This is a genomic window from Mycobacterium sp. 852002-40037_SCH5390672, from assembly GCF_001665875.1.
Lineage (GTDB): Bacteria > Actinomycetota > Actinomycetes > Mycobacteriales > Mycobacteriaceae > Mycobacterium.
This window is the reverse complement of sequence record NZ_LZTA01000001.1, coordinates 90157-108532: the sequence shown is the minus strand read 5'-3', so window position 1 is coordinate 108532 and position 18376 is coordinate 90157. Positions and strand designations below refer to the sequence as shown.

Here is an 18376-nt window from a genome sequence, read left to right as displayed (position 1 = left end):
GTCTCACTGTGCTTCCGGGGCGGCCGCCGCCTGCAAGAAGGCTGGAAAGTCCGGGAACAGTGCGCGGTCGACGATCTCGATGCGGGTTCCCGCCGCGTCGACGTAGTAGGCGAAGAGTGCCAGATCCGGTGGAGCGGTGTCGGCAGTCGCTTCAAAGGTGAAACCGTTGTCTTCCAATGCCTTGGCGCTCTGGGCCAAGTTGTCCGTCCAGTAGCCAAGATGGTGAATCGCGTTGCCGGGAGCCGCCGTCCAGGCCGTTCCCGGCACCTCCTTGATCAGTTCGAGGTGCGGAGCCTGCAGCGAATAGACGAAAGTCGAAGTCACCTCTTGTGTTCCGCTCGTAGTGCGAAACGGCAAGGTGTAACTCATCGGGGTGATCCACCGGTAGCCGGCCATCGCACTCAGGCGGGCCATCGCCGCGTCGAGGTCGGACACGATGATGCCGGTGTGATAGAAGTCCTCGGGTCGCAGTACGAATGCCGTCATGAATTCCTCGCTATCTGGTTGCGCAGCCAGGCACTTTCCCAGAAGTTCGTGCTGCTGGCGAGAAGTTTTTCATGGGCATCCCGCAAGACGTCGTGAGCCCCCGGGTGGTCCGCCGGGACAAGCTGGGCAAGGTGAATGGCCTGCAGTGCACGATCGGCGTCAAGGTGAGCCCGGGCCCGCTTCAGTAGCGCATCGGCGCCGGCCAGCTCGACCACATCGGCGGCGACGGAATCGAATCCGACCGGGTAAAGCTCGGTGGTCGATTCGTGGTGGAACCACCCCGAGTAGTTCTCCCAGACGGCCCGCACATCCCAGGCGACTTTGCCGTAGCCCTGGCCCACTTCGTATTCCGCGGGCAGCGCGATTTCGCGCATCAATGTGCGAACGTCTGTGCCGGCGTTCATCCCCGCGACGGTCTGATCATGGATGTACTGGATGGCGTTGCGCAGCCGGGTCAGCTCTTGGTTGATGCGCTCGGCGCCCTTGACCGGCTCGAAGTGGCCTGTCACCAGCAGGTCGGCCTGCAGGTCGCGGACCCTGTCCACCGACGCGATGGCCGTCAATGCGTCCCGATACCGATCGCCGCGCATGGTGACCAGGTTGGGAATGTGCCCGATCAGCGGTCCAAAGGTATTTCCACACAGGCAGATTCGTTCCGCCGGTAGCCAGACGACCAGGGAATCGGTGGTCTCCCCGCCCGGCACCGAAATCAGTTCCATCCGCCGGCCACCGACCTCCAGACAGAGGCTGTCCTCGAAGTCGATGTCGACGTCGGGCACGCTCTGACCGGCCAGCCGCGAAGTACCCAGGCGCCGTTGGATGGCCTGGATGCCGCTGGCCAGGGTGTCTTTGAATGCGAACGCGCTGCGGCTGGCACGGTACGGAATCAGGCGCTCGTTGTCGTCTCGCCAGGTTTTCCAGTTCGCTTGTGCGACAACGATTGTCTCGGGATCGCGCACGCTGTCCAGGCCGCCGACATGATCCACGTGGCCCTGCGTGAAGATGATGTAGCGCACCGGTGACGAGTCGACGGCGTCGAAGTTGGCCCGATGTACCGGCCCTTCGAAACCCATCCCGGTGTTGACGATCACCCGACCCTCGGTGGTGGTGAGCAGATACGAGTTGGACAAGCCTGGCGAGCACCACAGGCCCGGGGCGATGTGCTCGGCCTTCTCGGCGGACGCCGGGCGCATCGCGTCGGCGCCCGGCCTGCTCCGATAGAGAGGTTCGGACATCGCTGGTGACTCCTTTATTCGGGACGGACGTCGAACTTGTCGAAGTAGAAGCCGAAACGACCACGCAGTTCGTCGGGCGAGGTGCCGAAATGCCGCGCCAGCTCATAGTGGATACGGCCATGTTTGCCCCGCGGATTGCCGTCCAGGTAGCGCTGGAAGCGTTCGCGCACCTTGGACGGCAATTCGACGCCGGCGCACTGGTACAGCCGCTCGAGCACGGGCATCTCGTTGCCGTCCAACTGGTGGAAGTTGATGTCGATACTGCGTTCGGCCGCCACCAGGTCGCGGTCACGCACGCACGCGCTGAGCAGGCGGTGCACGCGGTCGCTCCAATAGTTCAGCAGCCACTGCGGGTCAATGCTGTTTCGGCGCAACCGATCCGAGTAGGCCATCATGGTGATCGCCGACTGGATCACCGCGACGGGATCGCGGTGGGTGAAAGCCACTGTCGCGTCCGGGAACGTCTGCATCAAGGGGCCGAGTTGCTCGCAGTGCTGCGGACTCTTGAGGACCCACGTCCGCGGCCCGCGCAGGAAGGTCAGCGCCTGTAGCACCTTCTTCATGTACCCGTAGTGCCGGGTTTGGTCGAGGCCCAGATAGAAGTCACGCCAATCGGGCACCCGTGCATGCCATTCCAGCACATATGAGGCCAGGTCGAGGTCGAGAAGCTCCACTTCCTCCTCGATCGCCTCGGGGAACCGATCGTGCATCGCGGCCACCACGGGCGCGCTCACCATCAGGGCGTCGTGTTCGGCTTTGGCGCGCGCGTAGCGGGGATCAACACCGGAAATGTCGGGGCCTTGCCCCAGCGCGGGGATGGGATCCTGACTCTCCCAATACGGCAGGGCACGCCGACGTGGGTCGGAAGCAATGAGATTCACCAAATGGGTGGTGCCCGAACGCGGCATCCCGACGACGATGAATGGCTTCTCGATCGGGATGGACTCGATTTCGGGGTACCGCAGGACGAGGTTGGTGAGCGATATCCGGTTGCGCAGCAGGCGCACGATTCGCTGGCGCAGCGAACCGCGGGTGAGCTGGCGCAGGCCCTCGTCGGACTCGATCGCGGCGACATGCACTCGCAGGCGGTCAGCGAAGCCGTCGGTGTCGTCGAGGTCGGCGGCTCCGGCTGGCAGGCCGGTCTGCTCGATGGCCTCAGTGAGCATCCGGTCGATGTCGAGGTCGACGGGCTTGACTTCGGTGAATTCCAGGATCTGACGCTGCACGTCGGTCAGTTGGGGCGCGGTCAAGTCGTCGAAGTCGATGTCGTCAACCGCAGAACCCACCACAACCCCTGTTCGCCGCGTCAGGTGAGAAATATGACACAGACGCTAGCCGCGGCGGAGATCCGTCGTGCATCCACCCGGCGCTACAGATTGGCCAGATCGTCGGGCACGTCGACCTTGTGTTCTTGCAGCGCCTCCAGGGGCACCACTTCCAGGGTGCTCTCGTGAGTGGCCGCCAACACCACCGGCGCGGCGCATCCGTCGTGGTGAGCGCGCAGCCAGTTCAGCGCGGTCACGCACCAGCGATCCCCCGGCAGCAGGCCGGGGAACCGGTACTCGGGCACCGGCGTCAACAGGTCGTTGCCGATGGAACGCTGGTGTTCCAGGAATTCGGCGGTCATCACCGCGCAGATCGTGTGCCGCCCAAGGTCCTGAGGGCCGGTCGAGCAGCAGCCGTCGCGGTAGAAGCCGGTCAGCGGGTCTGTGCCGCAAGGTTCCAGCGGACCGCCTAACACATTTCGATCAGGCACCCGTTCAGTATTGCGCCCTCAGGGGTGAAGTTTGAAGGGATTTTGCCGACTGCATCGTCGGGTTTTCGTGTACGGGTGCCGTCAGCCGCCGGTGTGGACGCCGGGACATCGGACGTGTTAACTCGACCTGGTGTCGACGCCGCCCGATCAACCTGGAAATCCACCCGGTGAGCCACCCTGGGGATGGCAGCCGCCCGGTTACGGACCACAGTCGAATCCGCACATCCCACCGCCGCCGCCGGGATACCCGCCCCCGCAGCCTTATCCCGGGCACTCCGGCTATCCGGGGTACCCCGGTTACCTGGGATATGTTGACCCGCAGGCACCATATGGCCGCGATCCGGCTACCGGGCTGCCGCTGTCGGACAAGTCCGCCACCACGGCCGGCTTGCTTCAACTGTTCCTCGGCATGTTCGGCATCGGCCGCTTCTACATCGACTCGACTCAGATCGCGGTTGCGCAGCTGTGCCTGGGTCTGTTCGGAGTTCTCTTCAGCCTGTTCTGTTTTCTGGGATTTCCGGTCCTGCTTGGCGTCATCGTCTGGGCCATCGTCGACGCGATCTTGATCTTCACCGGCAGCGTCAAAGACAACTACGGCCGCAAGCTGCGTTAGGCATCCGAGATTCGACAACGTTTTCGATTGTCCGGCAACGTGTTTGGTGCGCTGGGGCCAGATTTTAACCTTGACGGCTTCGCAACGGCCCGGGGCGCGCCGGTGGTGGCGGTCACGGATTGGTCACGATCGCGAGCGAAACTCGCCGCTCGATAGTGCCGACGACGAAGCTGTCGCGACGCGCTGAGTAAATCCCAGGGAAATCGTCCCGGAAACTTATCGTCACATCGTGGAACGACGTACGGCCCTGAAACTCCCCCTATTACTGGCGGCGGGCGCTGCAGTTGCCCGGATGCCACGGGCCTCCGCGGAAGAAGCGGGCCGATGGTCACCTGACCGCGCCAGCCGTTGGTATCAATCGCAGGGCTGGCTCGTTGGAGCAAACTACATTCCGGCGAACGCGATCAACCAGTTCGAGATGTTTCAGGCCGACTCTTTCGACCCGCGGCGCATCGATACCGAGCTCGGCTGGGCCCAGTTCTACGGCCACAACACCGCACGGGTGTTTCTTCATGATCAGCTGTGGGCGGCCGATCAACGCGGCTTTCAAACGCGCCTTGGGCAATTCGTCGACATCGCGGCGCGCCATCGCATCAAACCGCTGTTCGTTTTCTTCGACTCCTGTTGGGATCCGCAACCCCGCGCGGGACGCCAGCGCGCGCCGAGGCCCGGCGTGCACAACTCGGGCTGGGCCCAGAGCCCGGGCGCCGAACGCCTTGGTGATCCGAAGTACGTCCCGGTCATGCGCGACTACGTCACGGCGGTGATGACCCAATTCCGTAACGACGACCGGATTTTGGGTTGGGACCTGTGGAACGAGCCCGACAATCCCGCGCGCCAGTACCGCAACGTCGAACGAAGCGACAAGGAGCAGCTCGTCACCAACCTGCTCCCCCAAGTGTTCCGGTGGGCCCGGGCGGTGGAACCCAGCCAGCCGCTGACAAGCGGTGTGTGGCGCGGGGATTGGGGACAACCGCAGGGCCGCAGCGCGATCAGCGACATTCAGCTCGCCAACGCCGACGTGATCACCTTCCACTCCTACGCCGCGCCCGCCGGGTTCGAGAACCGGATCAACGAGCTCGCCCCGCTCGGCCGGCCGATCCTGTGCACGGAATACATGGCGCGCCCCCAGGGCAGCACCGTCGAATCAATCCTGCCCGTTGCGAAGCGCCACAACGTCGGCGCCATCAACTGGGGCCTGGTCGCCGGCAAGACCCAGACCTACTTCCCCTGGGACTCATGGGATCACCCTTATACCTCGGTCCCGAAGGTGTGGTTCCACGACCTGATCCGGCCCGAGGGACGGCCGTTCCAAGACATCGAAGCGCTGACGGTTCGAAAGCTGGCCGGCAGCCAAACCTGAATTGAGGTTGCGAGCTTCGTAACCTGAGCTGCAGACAATCAACAACACCGACCCGCCATAGACCTTCGGTAGTAGGGTTATACCTGCTCAGAAGGGGGCGGCGATGGTCGTCGGTGTGGGTCGGCTGCCGGTGGCTCCATGACGTGGAGAAATTTCACCGAAGCGGAGCTGATCGCGTCGGCCGGTGGCGATCCGTGGGCGATCAACCAGAGCCTGCAGGCGGGCAGCCCGTTTCAAATATCCCTGTTGGCGGAGGCCTTCCATGGTGCCGGTCGGCACACCGCCGAAGCTGACCACGCCTTCGAAGACGCGCGCAGACGTTTCGCCGCTGCCTGGAACCACCAGCAGGGTGGCCACCCGATCAATGACTCCGATGAAGTCCAACGGGTCACCAAATCCCTTGGTGCCCAGTCTGAACAACTGCCGAAGATCGGCGCCGATCTGGAGTCCATCGCCGCCGCCTTGGCCGACGCGCAAAAGCAAGGGACTCAAGAGATCGCCCTGCTGGACAGCGAGCTGCGGGGCCTCGACAGACTCATCGACGCGATAAACCAGGATTTGGGGCTCGGCCTCCCCCCGGCGGAACACGACAAATTAGAGAAGCTGAAGGACGCTGCGCACGCCCAGGCCGTGGACGATGTCCGCGAAGCCGTCAAGCAGATGAATTCAATTCGCAATGCCTACTCGGACACGTTGCGGAAGTCGATGAGCGCCCTGCATACCGACGGCTACGACATCCCGAAAGCCGTAGACGATTGGATCGAAAGCCCACTGAAACCCGGTGAGGTAAGAGATCTCGGGCAGATCGCCGGGACCGGCGGCATTCCCGGCATCCCAGGAATTGGGGCGGCCGACCTAGGGGAAGTCGTCGAGGTACCCGGGCAGCCCGGGAAGTTCCTCGCGATCTTCGGCGATTCGTTCTCCGGCAATAAGGTCGGGGACGGCGAGCACTATCGATCTGTCGCCGTTCCAGTGACCTTCGATGCTGATGGGCGCCCGCATTTCGGGGCCCCATTGACGGGCGCAAAAGGTAGTGGCCACGAGCTGTTTCCCATGCCAGCAGAGGCGGTCAAGGCCGGAATCAACGATACGTTGCCGGCCGGGACGATCACGCTCGGCGACAAAACGTACATGATGGTGACAGGCACTCAGGGTGACTTGAAGCCAGTGGCTTCGTGGCTGGTCGAAGTCAACGGTGACCCCGGTAAGGGGTGGGCCATGGTGCCGGGGTCGTATCGGGGCGCGGGCGACGCACCCACACAGGTCAGCGGCTACAAGGGCACCGACGGCAAGGTCTACATTGCCGCCGATTCCTTCGACCGCAGCCGAGGCATCACCATGTACCGTGCGGATCCCGGCAACGTGTTCGATCGTTCAACCTGGCAGCCTTGGAACGGGAACGACTGGGGAAAGCCCGGACAACAGGCCGTACAGGTAACCCCGAACCGTTACGGGGAGCTGAGCTTTCGAGAAATCGGCGGGAAGCCCGTCTTGTCTGGCTTCAACGTAGACGCGCATAAGGGAAGTATTGAAGTGCGGGTAGGAGCCAACCCGACCGAAATGTTCGGCGCTAACGTGCCCACGACCCTCGTTGCGCAGAATGGCGATCCAGGAGCCCCGAAGTTCATCCCACAACCGTACGGTGGATACATCCTGCCAGGATCAACGCTGGACGATTTGAAATTATTTGGCAGTCAATGGAATACGCTTAAAGATGCGAACGGCGTGCCGTTCGGTACTCCGTACAACACCCGAGAGTTTCAACTCAGCCCCTATCATTGACCTCCTGAACCGATTGGATGGATATGGTGATGAAGAAGCTGGTCGGCGTCACGACACTCGTCGGAGCTACGTTCTCAGTTGCCTGCACGGCGCATGCCGACCCACCTAGATTTCCCGATCTGAGCGCAGACGCGCCAGTGAACGTCCGCGATTACACGATCGACGTTCCCAACCCTGGCCGGCCGCCCCTGCCAACGGTGTATTTCCTCACTCCCGATGGGGTCGTCTGCAACTACATGCCTGATCAAGCACAGTGCACTGGAAATAACTTGCCCGCGGTCCCTCCCGCGCCTTCAAATCCCGATGCGGGAATCACGGGGGTCAATTGGATTGGAACCACTACTGGGCTGAAGCAGACGAATGAGGGTGAACCATCACGCGTGATTGACGGACACCCTGTCAAAACGCTTCCTCCGGGTCATTCCATCACCGTCAACGGCATCATCTGCGGGGTCGATAACTCAGGCACGACCGCGTGCAAAGACCCGCAAGGCCGTGGCTTCGTGCTGTCGCCCAAGGGATCTGGGTGGCTGCCCCACGTGTGAGGGCCGCTCGAGGGTGGCGGCACCGCTACCGGGCCGGCGAAGCGACCGGAGAGGTGGCAATCCGAAACCGCTTGGCCTAAAAGGTTTTACGACGCCGCGAAGTCACCGACGGCAGTCATCTTGTTGCCATCCCAGGCGGTGGCGAACCCGCCCGCGTTATATGCGCAGTTCAGAATGATGTCTCGGTGTGGGGGACTTTGCATCCACATGTCGAGGGCTTCTTTAGCAGTCGCAGCGGATCCGGTTCCCCAGAAGACGATCTCACCCGAGTACCTGCTCCTGTAGCCCGCAGCGGTGATACGCGCCTGCGGCGACGAGCCGTCCGAACCGATGTGTCCGCTGACCCCGTTGCGCAGCATGTCGTCGGCGTGCCGCTGGGCCGCTTCGGTCAAGCGTGGGTCGTCGCTGATCGGCCCGCATCCTGGGCGAAGCTGGTTGATGCCGCTGTACAGCGCGGTCCCCGAATCGTCTGCATGCGCGACGAAACCGGACAGTGTGCCGGGAGCCGTTATGAAGGCAGTACAGATCGCGAAGACGGCGATGATCTCGACTTTCTTGGCCATGATGCCTCTTGTCGCGCGCTCGCTTTGCTGTTTTTGGTACCTAAATGTTATCCACTTTTGACCAAGAAAGGTCAAGAATCACAATTCCATTCGCGGCACCGACATGCTTCGCGGCTCGACGTCAAGGCCCTTCTAGTGCCCGGCGTTGTGGACGAGATCGATGGCGTACTGGCTCACGAAGTTGCCGGCCGGCGGATCACCTTTGCCGCATGTCCCGTCGGATTCACCGGGGCGTTTGATCCACAAGTAGGCGTCGGCGTGCGCGCCCGCGGTCGCTGCTGTCGGCGGAGTGCCTAATGCTCGGCCACTGGGGTTGCACCAGTTGAGGTCGGAGTCGGGGGCCGGTCCGGCACCGTTGCGCGATGTGTCGATCACGTAGTGCGAACCATTCGTGAGCCCCGAAATCGCCTCGCCGTAACCGATTTCGTCCTCGGTGGTGAAGAAGTTCGCGGTGTTGATGCTGAAACCCCGGGCGTGCCCGACGCCAGCCTGGTTGAGCCTGGCGGCCATGTCGTCGGCGCTGTGCCAGCGCAGGTGCCCCGCGTCGACGTATACGGCCGCGTTCGGATCGCGAGTCAGCGTGTCGACGGCGTAGCGAATCAAGTCGAAACGTTCCTGGCGCGCATCACCAGACAGGCAGTCGGCCATGGCGAGCGCATCGGGCTCGACGATGATCGCCACCCGGGATGTACCGACGCCAGATGCGATGCCGTCGATCCACGAGCGGTAGGCGTCGGCCGAGCCCATGCCGCCCGCAGCGAAGCTGCCACAGTCGCGGTGGGGGATTCCATACAGCGACAGGACCGGGATGGCGCCGGCAGCATTCGCGTCGCCGACATACTTCCCGACCGTGCCTGCCGACCCGCCCGGCACGATCCAGTACGCCTGCGGGGTGTTGGCGATGGCGGTCAATTCGGGGCTTGGCGGATCGGCGCTCTGCGCGGCACGCATGGCCGCCGACGTGGGGTTGACGTAGAAGGGCGCCCCGGCCAACGGGTCGCCGTCGGCGACTAAGCGCATCGTCGGCGCGGGATGGACCTGCACCGGGTCGGCAACAACACCCATGCCGGTTATGGCCACAACAGTGAGCAAGGGGGCGATCCACCGCACGACTGCACCAGCAGCTGAGAAGTTCACCCCAGGAAAATTAGTGGTTCGGAAGCGTCGAGCGCCAATCGGCGGACGGGCAATGGCGCGATCGCCTGACACGTGGTCCCATCCCGCGTCAGGGACGCATCGTCCTGCGACGGATCGCCGGACGGTTTTGGCGGTGGCGGAGGGATTTGAACCCTACCCATCCCCCGCGTCAGCGTCCCGAAATGGCTTCTAGCAGCATAAACACGTACCTGTTGTTCACGCGAAATGCATCTGAATAGCCGGTAACTGTGGGCACGGTGTGGGCACGGGGAGGTTCTCGGCTGGCCCGAGCGACGCACTGCGACGCAATGCCGCGACGTGGCCGCGCCCGCCCTCGGGTCTCGCTGGCGCAACCGGGGCCGGCAAACCGGGACCAGACCTAGGACACCCGCAAATCGCCGCGTTGGCGACGTTCGTGGTGGCCTTGAGCTGGGATTTCTCGCAACGTTGACGTGACCGACTTAGAGTTCCGAATACTTGCGGCCGTGCGGCGCGTCGTTCGCCAGCACAGCTGCCCAGTGCCGATGAGAACAAATTGACTAAAGGCCCGACGAGCGTCAACGCGCCACCACCCGCCCTGGCTCGTCGACTGTTGGCGAGCGGCATGCGTGAGGTTCAACTCGGCAATGGATTCCTCAGGACGGCCACACAGAATCAATCAGCAGTTATATGCGCAGATCAGAACCTATTACGAGTCTGCACGGCTACGCGTTTGCTCGGAACACTGCGGCGGCTCTGCGCGTTGACAGACAATGGGGTGACGCGCCCAGGGACAACACCCGAACACGCAGGATCACGCGGTAGCCTCGGACGACCTTCGTCCAGAGGCAAGCGACGGAAGGGAGCACGGTGACGGACCCATCGCCGAGTCGGGTCGTGTATGCGAAGCCGCCGGTTGTTGAGGTGATCTGTCAGGTGACCTTCGACGAAGCTGTCCCGTGGTCGGTTGCGACGCCCGGCGTTCTCTTTCAGGCGCTCAAAGATGAGTACCCGGCGGACCCGACCGTGATGGGCGCTATCAGGACCACCATCAATTCGGCACAGGGTGGCGAGATTGTCGTCGACCCACAAGCGGCTCGGTTTCTATTCTCGAACCGTGAGCAGAATCGGCGGTTGGTGGCGAACGGTACATGTTTGAGTGTGAATGCCCTTCCGCCTTACGAGGAATGGCCTAACGTGGTTGCTCGATTTGAGAATGCGGCGACTGCATTTCGCGATGCGGTAGCCGACTTCACACCCGTGTCGGCCAGTTTGCGTTACATCAACCGGATTGTGATACCAGAGCCGTCCCTTAATGTGTCCGACTACTTCACGATCCCTATCGTTGAAGCGCACCGCGAGTCGGCGATTCAGGGCTTCATCACTCGATCGCAGATTCTGCTTCCCGCCGAATCAGCCCAACTCACAATCACTTTCGGCAGTCATGAGCATGATGTCGACACAGAAAGCGCCTTCCTGCTCGATATCGAAGTATCTGCGCCAACGAACACGGGTGATGTCATGTCCACGATGGAGATGCTCCATGCAATCGAAAATGTTGAGTTCGAATCGAGCATCACGAACAAGTGCAGGGAGTTGTTCCAGTGACCGCGAGTGTTGAGGATCTTCTCGCTCGCCTTGAGCCGAAGTCGGCCGCAACCTTCGAGGCGGTCACGGCGCCGCGGCGTAACGACAGAGTTGAGAAGCAACCAATTTCAGCAGGTCATACGCACGTGGCCGCGCCGGAGAGTCGCGTGTTTGTTGGCATACCAGCTGGGGTATCGGCGGCACTCATCCCCCTTCCGGACATGACGGAATGCTACGAGTCGATGTCACGTACTCTCACTCACTTCAACGTGGCTCTGCGCAACCAATTAATCAACGACCTTACCGTTGGTCTCATCAGGCACTGCGACTTTAGAAGTGTTCCGCTGCCCGGCTTTTCATCGATCTGGGAAGGAGTCGAATCCACCCAGTCAGATTGGCGAGAGTTGTTCGGACTCATTGGCGCACCGGCCGATGACGACCCCGACGATGATGACGCATTGCTCGATCTGGCATACATGGAATCCACGTATGTTCCTAGACCTCGCAACCTGGAGACGCTCAAGAACATTCCGGTTACGGTCGATCCGAACGCTTCTCGTGCGACTCGCGTCTACACTCCCGAAGACGCGGAGGGTTGGGTGGAGTAGCAGACGATGGTGGACGAGGATGTCGATGCGAAACACGCGGCATGGTACGAGAAGTCAGCCGAGTTGTTGCAGGGCACCATATTACGGTCTGCCCGAGTATTCGAGGAAGCCGACGAGTCCACCCCCGATAACCTGATCGTCAGGCCTGACGATCTTGACCTGATCGTATTGACTCAATCGTGTGACATCGTCAATGATTCCATGCCGCGCTTGCTCACGGCTGAGGTGCAGAACTACCGCGACACCATCCCGCGACGCAACCTCTCGAAGAAGGCCGAAGCATCGTTCAGGAAGACACTCATTCGCAACAACGGACTTTCGGACATGCTCATACCTCCGTGCATGCTGCTAAATCTAAACGACTACCTGGTCGTCAACTTCCGTGAATTGCACATCGTCCGCAAGGATCGCATTGAAAATCTAGGTGAGTACGTATCTTTGACGTCACCGTATCGCGAGCATCTCAGTCAAGCTTTCGCGACACATGTAATGCGGGTTGGCCTCCCCACCCCTCCGCTGCATGAGTTCGAGAGGTATGAAATTCCTGTTTGAAACGGCCCGGCTCCCGCTGCCTTGACGCCCGAGAGTCCGGCGCGTCGGCGGCTGGTGCTGCGGTGCACTCGGATCGCCTTCGAGTCGGCCAGAGTTCTATGGGCGACCGCCCGCCAGCTGGCCGCTGTCTCCCGTCCGCGCCGACGGGCACCGAGGCAAGGACGTGGACTACGCCGGGATCCACCTTGATAAGCGTGACCCGGTCGCCGCGGGGCGTGATCTTGCCTTCCGTATCGCGTCGCTGACCAATGGCGGGACCCGGGCCCGAGCCGCGGCGCGTGGCGTGCCCTCGCCGAACTTGGCGAGCCAATGGCGTCGACCACCCGCTCAACGAATTCTTGAACGAGCGGACGTCGGGCTTAGTCGGCCCGTCGCCGGCGGCCCCTAATCGCGCCAATCCAGACATATGTCGATATCGGGCATTTGTGCAGTCCGCGTCTTATGTCTGACTTTTGTTGCAGCACTTGGTAATTCAGCTTTAATAGGGTTAGCTACGGTACATGACGACAACAACACCTACCAGCTCCCTGCCGGCGCCGCACTGCAGTCAGTCGTTACTGACGACTACCGAAATAATTGGCCGGGCCGCCTTCAGTCGGTGTCGAAAGGTGCCACGATGCGGATGCTCGGGCAGATCGGCGAGCCCGAGGAACGACTCGCGCGGGGGTCAGTGCTCGACCATTCGCGGCTCGCCGCCGAAATGTTGGCACAGTGGGGAAAGTCGTTTAGCGCCAAGCGCGACGAACTCGCCGGCCCAGAAGCAAATGCCCAGAAGAAGGGGCGCATTGCTCGCGCGCTCAAAGCCGAGTTGAAGGCGGTGCTCGATGGCGACGATCAATAAATATCAAACCGCGAGCGGTGCAACGCTTTACCGGGTCCGATACCGGACGCCGGAGCACAGACAGACCGACAAGCGCGGGTTCAGAACCAAGCATGATGCCGAGGCATTCGCGGCGACCGTAGAGGTCAAGAAACTGACCGGTGAGTTCATCCCGGAGGCGGCGGGCCGCACGATGGTGGCCGAGCTGGCGCCAGATTGGTTGGCGCAAGCAACAGGCGACTGCACCGTCGGACTATCGGATGATCGAATCAGCCTGGCGCATCCACGTTCAACCGAAGTGGGGTCACTGGCAGATCGCCAAGGTTTCGGTGCCCGATATCGAATCGTGGATTGCCCAAATGATCCGCGACGGCCGCGGAGCGACGACCGTGCTGCGTGCGCACGGTGTGCTATCCGGGATCCTGCAAGACGCGGTTAAGGCGCGGCGGTTGGCGTCGAACCCGGCGCGCGGAATCGAGGGGTTACCGCGCAAGACAACGCGCCGACACATCTACCTGACCGCCGACGACGTACACCGCCTAGCAGCGGAGTGCGGCGAGCATCGGCCGCTGGTGTACGTGCTGGCCCTATGCGGACTCCGCTGGGGCGAGGCGATCGCGCTGCGGGTGCGTGATGTCGAGTTCCTGAAGCGCCGCCTGGTCGTCGCGGACAACGCCGTCCAGCTCGGCGTCGATCACGCCGTCGAGCAGACCAAAGGTCGCAAGGTCCGGTCGGTGCCGGTGCCGTCGTTCGTACTCGACGAGCTCTCACGACTGTGCGCAGACAAGAGCGCAGAAGATCTGCTGTTCCACGGACCCGAGGGAAAGTACCTACCGCGCCCGAAGTCGACTCGCGGGTGGTTCTCGGGTGCTGTGACGCGTTCGAAGGTTCAGGCGATCACTCCGCATGACCTTCGGCACACCGCGGCGTCGTTAGCCATCTCTGCTGGCGTAAACGTGCTGGCACTACAACGGATGCTCGGACACAAGTCGGCGAAGGTCACGTTGGACACCTACGCGGACCTGTTCGACACCGATCTCGATGCTGTCGCGGTCACTCTTCACAACTCGTACTCACCTGTGACTGTGGGCAGCAGGTGGGCAGACCAAAGGTCAGCAAACAGAGAAATAGCCCCTTACCTGCGTTGCAGGGTTTGAAGCTATGGCGGTGGCGGAGGGATTTGAACCCTCGGACGGTTTTAGCCGTCACACGCTTTCGAGGCGTGCTCCTTAGGCCGCTCGGACACGCCACCGCCGAGCAGCTTACCCAACCGCAGGCCAGTCACCCCAATCGCTGGCGGGCGAAGAAGGCCTCCAGCGGCGCGGCGCACTCCTGCGCCAGCACACCGCCGCGCACTTCCGGCCGGTGATTGAGTCGTCGATCGCGGACCACGTCCCACAAGGATCCGACCGCTCCGGTCTTGGGCTCCCAGGCGCCGAACACCAGCCGCGCGACGCGCGAGAGCACCAGCGCGCCCGCGCACATGGTGCACGGTTCCACGGTGACCGCCAGCGTCGCGCCCTCCAGCCGCCACCCGTCACCGAGTACCTCGGCCGCCGCCCGCAGCGCCAGGATCTCGGCGTGGGCCGTCGGGTCGCCCAGGGCCTCGCGTGCGTTGACCGCCCGGGCAAGTTCCGTTCCGTCGGCCCCGATCACCACCGCACCTATGGGCACGTCGCGGGGACCCGCCGTCGCCGCAACGGACAGCGCGGAACGGATCAGGTCTTCGTCAGCGATCACCGACCGATCCTGAGGGCGGCGACCCGCTGCGCCCGGCTCCGCCGCGCTTGCGATCACCGACCGAGGCGGTCGATCACCGCCGACAGCTGATCGGCGAAGCCCATCTCGCGGGCGATGCGGCCCAGTTGCTCGTCGGCGTATAGATCGGTCTCGTCGACGATGACCCCCAGGACCGCCTCGGGCAGCCCGATATCGGAGAGCAGCCCTAGGTCGCCCTCTTCGAAAGGATCTGAGTCCTCGAGATCCTCCGGATCGAGGTCGGCGTCCAGCTTGTCGAGCACTTCAGCGGCGATGTCGTAGTCCAGCGCGGCGGTGGCATCCGAGAGCAACAGCCGCGTTCCCGAGGGTGCCGGCCGCACGATGACGAAGAATTCGTCATCCACGTCCAGCAGGCCGAAGACCGCCCCGGAACTGCGCAATTCACGCAGCTCCGTCTCGGCGGCCGACAGGCTCAGCAGCGACTTGCGGGCCATCGGGGCACAGCGCCACTGGCCCTCTTCGCGCACGACAGCGACGCCGAACCCGTCCGGCGTGTCCGCGGACAGGCCCTGGGCAGAGGCCCGTTGTGCTCCCATGGCCGCTTACGGTAGTCCCTGACCAGGTCCCTGACCAGATGGCGCCTGGTGGCGGCGATCTGACGTCACCGTGCCCGACCGGATGTGCCAACCTTGGAATGTGACGAGCCCTCCTTCCAAGACACCGGTGTGTGTGCTCGGGCTGGGGCTGATCGGTGGCTCGATAATGCGGGCCGCCACGGCAGCCGGTCGTGAAGTGTTCGGCTACAACCGCTCGGTGGAGGGCGCGCGGGCCGCGACCGCCGACGGCTTTGACGCCACCACCGATCTGACCGCGACATTGACGCGAGCCGCCGACTCCGGAGCGTTGATCGTGCTGGCCGTGCCGATGCCGGCGATGGCGGGCATGCTCGCCCACATCAAGGAGACCGCCCCGGCGTGTCCGTTGACCGACGTCACCAGCGTCAAGCAGGCGGTGCTCGACGAGGTCGTCGCGGCCGGCCTGCGGGAACGCTTCGTCGGGGGCCACCCGATGGCGGGCACGGCGCATTCGGGTTGGACCGCGGGCTACGCCGGGTTGTTCGCCGAGGCCCCGTGGGTGGTCAGCGTCGACGATCATGTCGACCCGGCGATCTGGTCGACGGTGATGACGTTGGCGTTGGACTGCGGCGCGGTGGTGGTGCCGGCCAGGTCCGACGAACACGATGCCGCCGCGGCGGCCATCTCCCATCTGCCGCACCTGCTCGCCGAGGCGCTGGCCGTCGTCGCCGGAGACGTCCCATTGGCCTTCGCGTTGGCCGCCGGGTCATTCCGCGACGGAACTCGGGTGGCGGCCAGCTCCCCGGACCTGGTCCGGGCGATGTGCGAAGGCAACTCCGATCAACTGGTCCCCGCGGCCGACCGTGTCATCGAGCTGCTGAGTCGTGCCCGCGAATCGCTCGCTTCCCATAACTCTGCCGCTGAACTCATCGAGTCCGGACATGCCGCGCGAACGCGTTATGACAGCTTCCCGCGCAGCGACATCTTCCACGTCATCGTCGGCGCGGAGAACTGGCGTCAGGAATTGGCCGCCGCGGGCCGGGCCGGTGGGGTGATCAGATCCGCTCTGCCAAGCCTGGATAGTCGACGATGAATCCTTCTTCATCGACGCTCACCGTGGTGTCAGAGATCGGCGAGCGCAACTTGATCTCGTACAGACTGCCGGTGCTGCTGTAGCTCACGGTGTCCGCCGTCATGGACATCTCCGGCAGGTTCACATACACCACGGGCAGTGTGACCGACGCCGCCCGCTCATATAACCCGAGCCGCCGGATGGGCAGCGCGTTGAAGAAGGGGCTGAACTCCACGTCGATGTCGAGCGCGCCGTTGTAGGCCGCGCGACGCTCGCCCTGGTGGTCGGTGACCAACCACATGTTCTCTTCGTCGCGGGCGAACGAAGAGACACGCTCCCGCTCGGCGAGGGTGACGGTCATGCCGAGCCGCTTGGTGGCACCGGTCTCATCGGTAAGCAAGTCGTAGTAGGCGCCGAATGCCGGGGTGGTCTCGGTGGCGGCGGCAATGATGCGGCCATTGGCCTTGATTCTGTTGCCGGACACCTGGACTCGTACCGATTCCATCCGGGGAGCATCCTGTGCGCGCCAGGTGAGCATCGCCTGCCACACGCGGCGAGACGGATCAGAGGGGGCTGCGTTCACTCATATACCGTAAGACGTGCCGGCCAACCGCTGCGGAAGTGCCCGGTATGTTCGCCGCAGACGCCCGGTGCCAGGCACCGAAATCCACACCGCCAGCGCCAGCAGTCCGTCCAGCACCAGAGCCAACGCGGCCACCATCAGCGCCCCGACCAGGGCGAGATGAAACTCACGTTCTTTGATCCCGTCGATCAGGTATCTGCCCAAACCACCGAGGCTGGCGTAGGCGGCCACGGTCGCGGTGGCGACCACCTGAAGCGTCGCGTTTCGCAGTCCACCCAGGATCAACGGCAGCGCATTCGGCACCTCGACGCGCAGCAGCACCTGGACCTCCGTCATGCCCATCGCCCGGGCGGCATCGACGACCGTCGGCTCGACGTTGGCGATCCCGGCATAGGTACCGGCCAACGATGCCGGTACACCCAGCAGCATCAGCGCCACCAACGACGGACCCAGCCCCAGCCCGAACAGCAGCGTCCCGAACAGCAGTACGCCCAACGTCGGCAGTGACCGCAGCCCGTTGACGGCGCCCACCACCAGCAGGGTGCCGCGGCCGGTGTGCCCGATGATCATGCCGAGGGGAACGGCGATCAGCGCCGAGGCGCCCACTGCCAGGGCGGTGTACTCGAGGTGTTCCAGGATGCGGGCAGCGAGCCCGACCGGGCCCGTCCAGTTGTCGGCGGTCACCAGATAGGTGATCGCCCGCTCTACGAAGTTCACCGCGCACCACCCACTACGGGCGCAACGACCGAGCGGCGGCCGGTGCTGCGCGCGGCGTGTGCCCACGGTGTTGCCAGCCGGCCGGCCAACACGATGAGCACATCGATGACGATCGCCACTAGAAACAACGCAACGATGCCGGCCAGGATCTGATCGCTCTTGTTGGTTTGATAGCCCTGGGTAAACCAGCTACCCAATCCACCGATGCCGATGACCGAACCGACCGAGACCATCGCGATATTGGTGACCACTACCACCCGCAGCCCGGCGATCAGTACCGGAACCGACAGGGGCAGTTCGACTTTCAGCATCCGCATGATCGGCGGATAGCCGACGGCCGTGGCGGCGTCACGCACCTGGGCGGGCACCGCGTCCAGCGCCTCGAGCACCACCCGCACCAGCAACGCGGCGGTGTAGGCAGTCAGGGCGACCATCACGTTGGCCTCGTCGAGGATGCGGGTCCAGATGAGCACCGGCAACGCCACGAACAGCGCCAGCGACGGAATGGTGAATACGACGCTGGCGACCGCCGTGGTCAGTCGGCGGACAATTCGCGTGCGCTGCACCAACATGCCCAGCGGCAGCGCGATCGACACCCCGATCAGCACCGGCACCAACGACAGCCGCAGGTGCACGACGGCCAGCCCCCAGGCGTCGTCGAGATGGGTGAGCAGATAATGCATC

The 18376-nt window shown here is 63.5% G+C and carries 20 protein-coding genes, 1 tRNA gene and 1 pseudogene; 10 read left to right on the top strand and 12 right to left on the bottom strand.

Annotated features, from left to right (window positions below):
- Nucleotides 1-3: 3 nt before the first annotated feature.
- From A5782_RS00510 to A5782_RS00495, 4 genes are all read right to left on the bottom strand, one after another.
- Nucleotides 4-486, bottom strand: coding sequence for a VOC family protein (locus tag A5782_RS00510; protein ID WP_067093575.1), 483 nt, complete (start codon nt 484-486; stop codon nt 4-6).
- Nucleotides 483-1721, bottom strand: a complete 1239-nt coding sequence (locus A5782_RS00505; protein WP_067093573.1) for an MBL fold metallo-hydrolase — start codon at nt 1719-1721, stop codon at nt 483-485. Before A5782_RS00505 ends, A5782_RS00510 begins: the two co-directional genes overlap by 4 nt.
- A 14-nt stretch (nt 1722-1735) precedes the next feature.
- Complete coding sequence (locus A5782_RS00500; RefSeq protein ID WP_067093835.1) at nt 1736-3007, bottom strand: sulfotransferase; 1272 nt, start codon at nt 3005-3007, stop codon at nt 1736-1738.
- An 83-nt stretch (nt 3008-3090) separates the two neighbouring features.
- On the bottom strand, nt 3091-3477 hold the full coding sequence (locus A5782_RS00495) for a DUF2237 family protein (RefSeq protein WP_064953898.1): 387 nt from the start codon (nt 3475-3477) through the stop codon (nt 3091-3093).
- A gap of 130 nt (nt 3478-3607) precedes the next feature.
- On the opposite strand from A5782_RS00495, the gene A5782_RS00490 reads away from it, so the two are divergent.
- The 4 genes from A5782_RS00490 to A5782_RS25920 all read left to right on the top strand — a co-directional run bounded on the left by A5782_RS00490 (nt 3608) and on the right by A5782_RS25920 (nt 7780).
- Nucleotides 3608-4090: a TM2 domain-containing protein gene (locus A5782_RS00490; protein ID WP_067093571.1), complete on the top strand. Its 483-nt coding sequence runs from the start codon at nt 3608-3610 to the stop codon at nt 4088-4090.
- A 229-nt stretch (nt 4091-4319) separates the two neighbouring features.
- Nucleotides 4320-5453: a cellulase family glycosylhydrolase gene (locus A5782_RS00485; protein WP_067093569.1), complete on the top strand. Its 1134-nt coding sequence runs from the start codon at nt 4320-4322 to the stop codon at nt 5451-5453.
- Nucleotides 5454-5591: 138 nt separating this feature from the next.
- The gene (locus A5782_RS00480; protein WP_067093568.1) at nt 5592-7235 is read left to right on the top strand and encodes a DUF4185 domain-containing protein; all 1644 of its coding nucleotides are present in this window, start codon (nt 5592-5594) and stop codon (nt 7233-7235) included.
- Nucleotides 7236-7264: 29 nt separating this feature from the next.
- Nucleotides 7265-7780, top strand: a complete 516-nt coding sequence (locus A5782_RS25920; protein ID WP_156623736.1) for a hypothetical protein — start codon at nt 7265-7267, stop codon at nt 7778-7780.
- A gap of 86 nt (nt 7781-7866) precedes the next feature.
- On the opposite strand, the gene A5782_RS00475 is transcribed toward A5782_RS25920, so the two are convergent.
- The gene (locus tag A5782_RS00475; protein ID WP_197694056.1) at nt 7867-8343 is read right to left on the bottom strand and encodes a CAP domain-containing protein; all 477 of its coding nucleotides are present in this window, start codon (nt 8341-8343) and stop codon (nt 7867-7869) included.
- A 132-nt stretch (nt 8344-8475) separates the two neighbouring features.
- Nucleotides 8476-9480 carry a glycoside hydrolase family 6 protein gene (locus tag A5782_RS00470; protein WP_067093567.1) on the bottom strand — a complete coding sequence of 335 codons (1005 nt, stop codon included), beginning with the start codon at nt 9478-9480 and terminating at the stop codon, nt 8476-8478.
- Between the two features lie 849 nt (nt 9481-10329).
- Here A5782_RS00470 and A5782_RS00465 point away from each other — a divergent pair.
- From A5782_RS00465 to A5782_RS00445, 5 genes and pseudogenes are all read left to right on the top strand, one after another.
- Nucleotides 10330-11067 (top strand): TIGR04255 family protein, encoded by a 738-nt coding sequence (locus A5782_RS00465; RefSeq protein ID WP_082942721.1) that lies wholly within the window; start codon nt 10330-10332, stop codon nt 11065-11067.
- The gene (locus A5782_RS00460) at nt 11064-11654 is read left to right on the top strand and encodes a hypothetical protein (RefSeq protein ID WP_067093563.1); all 591 of its coding nucleotides are present in this window, start codon (nt 11064-11066) and stop codon (nt 11652-11654) included. Before A5782_RS00465 ends, A5782_RS00460 begins: the two co-directional genes overlap by 4 nt.
- A gap of 6 nt (nt 11655-11660) precedes the next feature.
- Entirely contained in the window at nt 11661-12206 is a 546-nt protein-coding gene (locus A5782_RS00455; protein ID WP_067093561.1) for a hypothetical protein, read from the top strand.
- Between the two features lie 616 nt (nt 12207-12822).
- Nucleotides 12823-13047, top strand: coding sequence for a hypothetical protein (locus tag A5782_RS00450; protein ID WP_156623735.1), 225 nt, complete (start codon nt 12823-12825; stop codon nt 13045-13047).
- Nucleotides 13031-14183, top strand: a pseudogene (locus A5782_RS00445) (tyrosine-type recombinase/integrase). Before A5782_RS00450 ends, A5782_RS00445 begins: the two are co-directional and overlap by 17 nt.
- Nucleotides 14184-14188: 5 nt before the next feature.
- Here A5782_RS00445 and A5782_RS00440 read toward each other — a convergent pair.
- The 3 genes from A5782_RS00440 to A5782_RS00430 all read right to left on the bottom strand — a co-directional run bounded on the left by A5782_RS00440 (nt 14189) and on the right by A5782_RS00430 (nt 15341).
- A tRNA-Ser gene (locus tag A5782_RS00440) sits at nt 14189-14278 on the bottom strand.
- A 29-nt stretch (nt 14279-14307) separates the two neighbouring features.
- Complete coding sequence (locus A5782_RS00435; protein WP_067093830.1) at nt 14308-14766, bottom strand: nucleoside deaminase; 459 nt, start codon at nt 14764-14766, stop codon at nt 14308-14310.
- A gap of 53 nt (nt 14767-14819) precedes the next feature.
- Complete coding sequence (locus A5782_RS00430; protein WP_067093558.1) at nt 14820-15341, bottom strand: tRNA adenosine deaminase-associated protein; 522 nt, start codon at nt 15339-15341, stop codon at nt 14820-14822.
- A gap of 127 nt (nt 15342-15468) precedes the next feature.
- Here A5782_RS00430 and A5782_RS00425 point away from each other — a divergent pair, with 127 nt between their 5' ends.
- Entirely contained in the window at nt 15469-16413 is a 945-nt protein-coding gene (locus A5782_RS00425; RefSeq protein ID WP_231986562.1) for a prephenate dehydrogenase, read from the top strand.
- On the opposite strand, the gene A5782_RS00420 is transcribed toward A5782_RS00425, so the two are convergent.
- Genes A5782_RS00420 through A5782_RS00410 form a run of 3 tightly spaced genes read right to left on the bottom strand, consistent with a single transcriptional unit; the run spans nt 16376 to nt 18375 of the window.
- The gene (locus A5782_RS00420) at nt 16376-16975 is read right to left on the bottom strand and encodes a putative glycolipid-binding domain-containing protein (protein ID WP_067093555.1); all 600 of its coding nucleotides are present in this window, start codon (nt 16973-16975) and stop codon (nt 16376-16378) included. The genes A5782_RS00425 and A5782_RS00420 overlap by 38 nt on opposite strands.
- A complete protein-coding gene (locus tag A5782_RS00415; RefSeq protein ID WP_067093553.1) occupies nt 16976-17692 on the bottom strand; it encodes an ABC transporter permease in 717 nt (238 codons plus the stop codon). It abuts the gene before it with no gap.
- Entirely contained in the window at nt 17689-18375 is a 687-nt protein-coding gene (locus A5782_RS00410; RefSeq protein ID WP_067093552.1) for an ABC transporter permease, read from the bottom strand. Before A5782_RS00410 ends, A5782_RS00415 begins: the two co-directional genes overlap by 4 nt.
- Nucleotide 18376: the final 1 nt, after the last annotated feature.